This window comes from Mycobacterium sp., from assembly GCF_049683355.1.
GTDB lineage: Bacteria > Actinomycetota > Actinomycetes > Mycobacteriales > Mycobacteriaceae > Mycobacterium.
In genome coordinates this window covers 1-5370 of the sequence record NZ_JBAUJB010000184.1, presented here as the reverse complement: position 1 = coordinate 5370, position 5370 = coordinate 1, and the positions used below count along the sequence as shown (strand labels likewise).

At 65.3% G+C, this 5370-nt stretch carries 3 protein-coding genes and 1 pseudogene; 2 read left to right on the top strand and 2 right to left on the bottom strand.

Features of this window, described 5'->3' with window-relative positions; all coding sequences use genetic code 11:
- Nucleotides 1-84 precede the first annotated feature (84 nt).
- A complete protein-coding gene (locus WA944_RS11055; RefSeq protein ID WP_526375521.1) occupies nt 85-2994 on the bottom strand; it encodes an MMPL/RND family transporter in 2910 nt (969 codons plus the stop codon).
- Entirely contained in the window at nt 2991-3416 is a 426-nt protein-coding gene (locus WA944_RS11050; RefSeq protein ID WP_526375519.1) for an MmpS family transport accessory protein, read from the bottom strand. The genes WA944_RS11055 and WA944_RS11050 overlap by 4 nt, the downstream gene beginning before the upstream one ends.
- A gap of 266 nt (nt 3417-3682) precedes the next feature.
- Here WA944_RS11050 and WA944_RS11045 point away from each other — a divergent pair.
- Together WA944_RS11045 and WA944_RS11040 are read left to right on the top strand one after the other, a co-directional pair.
- A pseudogene (locus tag WA944_RS11045) lies at nt 3683-3906 on the top strand (IS1380 family transposase); the annotation flags it as partial.
- 77 nt (nt 3907-3983) lie between these two features.
- Nucleotides 3984-5370: IS1634 family transposase (locus tag WA944_RS11040; protein WP_526646925.1), on the top strand; the 1387-nt coding region annotated here is incomplete at its 3' end.

Sequence of the window (5370 nt, the reverse complement as noted above, 5' to 3'; positions counted from 1 at the left end):
CTTGGGCTGCATGGAGCCAACGCCGAGCTAACACACATCCACCGGCTCCGAACCGCGATGAGAACGTTGTCTACCGGTACGAAGTCAGCTGGCGGGGTGTCCAATCGACCCCATGGCATCGGAGGATCGAGGCGTAGGCCACGGCTGCGAACGCGGGCGCTGACGTACGTGCATGGGCCACCAGAACCACTTTCCGAACAGGGCCGCCAGCGATGGCGTCATGAGTGAGCGCACCACGAACGTGTCGAACAGGAGGCCCAAACCGATGGTGGTACCGACCTGTCCGATGACGGTCAGATCGCTGATCGCCATGGAGATCATCGTGAATGCGAAGACCATGCCGGCCGCAGTGACCACCGATCCGCTGCCCGCCATCGACCGGATAATGCCGGTGTTCAGGCCAGCGTAGATCTCCTCCTTCATCCGCGAGACCAAAAGCAGGTTGTAGTCCGCGCCGACGGCGAGCAGGACGATGACCGCCATCGGCAGCACCATCCAGTGCAGCGGAATCCCGATGAGGTGCTGCCAGAGCAGAACCGAAAGGCCGAAGGACGCACCAAGACTCAGCACCACGGTGCCGACGATGACTGCTGCGGCGACGATCGCCCGGGTGAGCACAACCATGATGAGGAAGATGAGGAGCAGCGATGCGACCCCTGCAATGAGCAGATCGTAGTCCGCGCCCTGTTGCATGTCCTGGTAGGTGGCGGCGCTGCCACCTACGTAGACCGTAGAGCCTTCCAGTGGCGTGCCCTTTATGGCATCGACGGCGGCGATCTGCAACGGTTCGATGTGCTCGGTACCCTCCTCGGTCAATGGGTCGCCCTGGTGGATCACCGTGAACCGGACGGCGTGACCGTCGGGCGAGAGGAACAGCTTGATGCCGCGCTGGAAGTCCGCCGTCTCGAATGCCTCCGGCGGCAGGTAGAAGGTGTCGTCGTTCATGGCGGCGTCGAACGCCTCACCCATCGCGGTGGCGTTCTCCTGCGCCGCCATGGTGTGGTCCTGCTGCGCCTTCTGTGCCTGGTACTGGTTGAGCAGCAGCTGTTTCTGGTTCTGCAGCGTCTGGATCTGCGCAGGCAGCAAGGCGGCCAGCTGTGGCGTCAAAGTTGCCAACTCTTCGACGTCGGGCACCAGGTCCTGGAAGTCGTCGGACAACGTGTTGATGCCGTCGAGGCTGTCGAAGACCGACCGCAACGCCCAACAGACCGGGATGTCGTAGCAGTGCGGCTCCCAGTAGAAGTAGTTGCGGATCGGCCGGAAGAAGTCGTCGAAATCGGCCAGATGGTCGCGGACCTCGCTGGTGTGCTCGGAGGTCGTCCTCATCTTGTCGGCCATTCGCCGCGAGACGTCGGCCATCTGCAAAGTGAGACTGTGCATCCGCGTCATCGAATCGATGCTGACCTGCAGGTCGTCGGCCTGCTTGAGCGTGTTATCCAGCACCTTCTGCTGATAATCGTTGGTCATGATCTGGCCCGTGCCGCTCTGGCTGACGGTGTAGGCCAGCGACGCGTGCTCGATCGGCTTGCCGTCGGGCCGTGTGATCGTCTGCACCTGGGCGATGCCGTGCACGCGGACCATCGCCTTGGCGATCTTGTCGATCACCAGGAAGTCGGCGGGGTTGCGTAGGTCGTGATCGGCCTCCACCATGACCAGTTCCGGATTCATCTTGGCCTCGGAGAAATGCCGATTGGCGGCCGCGTAGCCGACGTTGGCCGGCACGTCGGGGGGCTGGAAGAGGCGGTCGTTATACGTGGTGTGGTAGCCGGGCAACGTCAACAGGCCCACCAAAGCCAAAACCACCGCCATGACGAGCACCGCGCCAGGCCAACGCACCGTGGCCGCTCCGATGCGCCGCCACCCACGGGCCCGCTTCATGCCCTTGGGCTCCAGGACTCGCCCGAACCGAGTCACGATCGAGATCACCGCTGGACCCAGCGTCAGCGCAGCGGCCACCACGACCACCATGCCGATGGACAACGGGAAGCCCATGGTGTTGAAGTACGGCAGGCGGGTGAAGTGCAGGCACGCCGCCGCGCCCGCTATCGTCATCCCCGATGCCAGCACCACGTGCGCGGTGCCGTGAAACATGGTGTAGTAGGCCGACTCTCGATCCTCGCCTGCCCTTCTCGCCTCCTGATAGCGCCCAATGAGGAAGATGGCGTAGTCGGTGGAGGCGGCGATGGCCAGCGTCACCAGCAAGTTGGTGGCGAACGTCGTGAGCCCGAAGACCTCGTGATAGCCCAGGAACGCGACGCTCCCCCGCGCGGAGAGCAGTCCGATGACCACCATCCCTATCGTGATCACCATCGTGACGATCGAGCGATAGACCAGCAGCAACATGGTGATGATGACGGCGAACGTCAGAGCCTCGATCGTCCGCATGCTGGCGTCGCCGACGGCGCGCTGATCCGCCGTCGACGCCGCAGGCCCGGTCACGTAGGCCTGCACACCGGCGGGCGGCTCGATTCCGGCGATGATATCGCGCACCGCCTGGACCGACTCATTGGCCAGTGACTCGCCTTGGTCACCGGCGATGTACACCTGCACGTAGGCAGCCTTGCCATCCATGCTCTGGGCGCCTGACGAGGTCAAAGGATCGCCCCAGAAGTCCTGGACGTGCTGAACGTGGGCGGCGTCGGCGCGCAACTGGCGCACGATTTCGTCGTAGAACGTGTGCGCGTCGGCGCCCAGGGGTTCGTCACCCTCGAGCACGATCATCACCGAGCTGCTGGTGGTGTACTCCTCAAAGACCGCGCCGACACGCTTGGTGGCGATGAGTGCGGGCGCGTCATCGGGGCTCATCGAGACCGCGCGCATCTCGCCGACGTCCTCGAGCTGCGGCACGGCGACATTGAGGAAGGCCACGATCGCGATCCACGCCAGGACGATGGGAATGGCGAAAATCCGGATAAATCGGGCCAGCGGCGACCGATGCGGTTTATGACCAGAAGGAAGGGCGCCGGTTACGGTGTCGCCGATATGAGTCGTCATGCCGCCTTCACCAAGCAGTACGTCGCCGCGTTCACGCCCTCAGCCGTCCTTTCGTCCTCCACCTCGCCGTCGACGGTGACCCGGCAACCGATGAACTGGCCATCGCCCTGTGCGAGGAGATCCGGCCTGACCGACGGGATGGTCGTCTCGAGCGTCAGGGTCCACGGCAGGCTCACCTCCCCCGTCCGTTGCGGCAACCCGTCGAGGTCGGTGTAGTTGATGACCGCGAAGGTGCCGGTGCCGAACACCTCGTACGTGACGACTGTGGGGTTGAAGTCCTCGGCGGTGTCCGATCCCACCGGCGTCACCACGGCCCCATTCGATCCGAAGACCGACCGCAAGTAGGAAATGCTGACGAAGCCAATCGCCAATGCCGCCACGATCAGCAAAGGTAACCACACGCGTTTGACCACTGTGATCACGCCAACACCCCTTCCTTAAGGGTCGAAAGTGAGGCCACAGTGGCCCGGTTAGATAGTTAACCTAACCGGATAAAGTGGATGCCGTCAATCCGCTCTGGCAACACTTGAATCGCTCCGGGTTTGATGTTTGATGCACACCTGGTTATCCCGTATCTCTTCCGTGGAATGTTGCCTTCGGTGGTGTGTAGATATGCGAAAGCGCCTGTCCTGCAAGGGATATTGGACTTCTCGAAGGTCAATCGTTCCTACGGGAAGGCATCTTGCGAGTGAAGAATATCGCGGTCGCATCACGGGTGAAAGTATCCGCCGACGGCCATGGCGTCGTGTCACATGCCGGGATGGGGATGCTGCGTGAGCTCGCCGACCGTACACGTTTATCGGCGCAGGTCACCACCGCCTTGGCGGCGGACACCACACCTACCGTAGGCGCACGCACCCGGGGCGGTGGTTCGCCGGTCTTGCGGCCGCGGTGGCCGACGGGGCGGACTGCAGATTGTGTAGGCACACGATTTCGGGCGTGTCGCTGGACCTGATCAGCGGATACGTGCTAGTGGTGTAGGTGTGTAGCTGCGGGAGACGAAGCGGCGCAACCGCGACGGGTCGACGGTGTCGTATCTGCAGCTGGCGCACAGCGAACGCCATCCGGTCACCGGGGTGCCCTCGGCGAAGGTGATCCACAGCTTCGGTCGCGTCGAGGCCGTGGACCGCGACGCGCTGGCCCGGTTGGTCGCGTCGATCTCGCGGTTCCTCGACCCGCAGCAGGCGATCGCCGCCGGGCACACCGGCGAGATCGAGGTGCTGGACTCGCGGCGTTTCGGCGGGGCGTGGTTGTGGGAGCGGCTCGGCATCGGCGCGGCACTGCGCCGTGTGGCCGCCGGCCGGCGTGTCGAGGGCAGTGTGGCCGAGCGGGTGCTGTTCGCGCTGGCGGCCCAGCGTGCTCTGGAACCGGGCAGCAAGGTGGCCGCCACCCGGTGGGTCGGCGAGCGGGCCGCGATCCTCGACTGCCCTGAGTTCAGCGACGACTCCGCCTACGCGGCCATGGATTTCCTGCTCGACGCACTGCCCGAGATCGCGGCGCAGATCTTCGCCTCGGTGGCGCACCTGCTCAACCTCGACGTCGACATCGTCTTCGTCGATTCCACCTCCACCTACTGGGAGGTCGACGGCGCCGACGAGCTGGCCGACCTGGCGCCCGAACCCGAGTCCGACGACGGCACCGCCAAGCCGGTCGAGAACGGGGCGCGCCGGTTCGGCAAGTCCAAGGACCATCGTGATGACCTGCCGCAGGTGGTGATCGCGATGGCGGTCACCCGCGACGGGATCCCGGTGCGCTGCTGGAGCTTCCCCGGCAACACCGGCGACCAGAAGATCATCCGCACGGTCAACGATGATCTGGGGGCCTGGAACCTGCACCGGCTGGTGTGGGTCGCCGACCGAGGGTTCGCCTCGGCGGCCAACCGCGCCTACCTGACCCGCGGCGGCGGGCACTACATCCACGCCGAGAAGCTGCGCCACACCAACGCCGAGGCCGCCGCCGCGCTGGCCCGCCCCGGCCGCTACCACGACGTCGCCGACAACCTGCAGGTCAAAGAAGTCCGGGTGGCACCCGGCGGTGGCAACAACGAGGGGGCGCGCGCGGAGCGGTTCGTGGTGTGCCACAACCCGGATGCCGCCGCCCGTGACGCAGCGGTGCGCGAACGGCTCATCGAGCACCTATCCGGGCTGATCGACGGCTCCGACGCCTGGTCCGCCCGCCGCCGCGACGAGCTGGTCGGCTCCCTGAAGGGCAAGCCCGGGCTGCGCAGGCTGTTGCGGCGCACCAAGACCGGGCTGTTGCGCATCGACCGCGCCGCAGCCGCACGCGAAGCCCACTATGACGGCAAGTGGCTGCTGCGCACCTCCGACCTCACCCTGACCGCCGAGGACCTGGCCGCCGCCTACAAGCAGCTGCTCG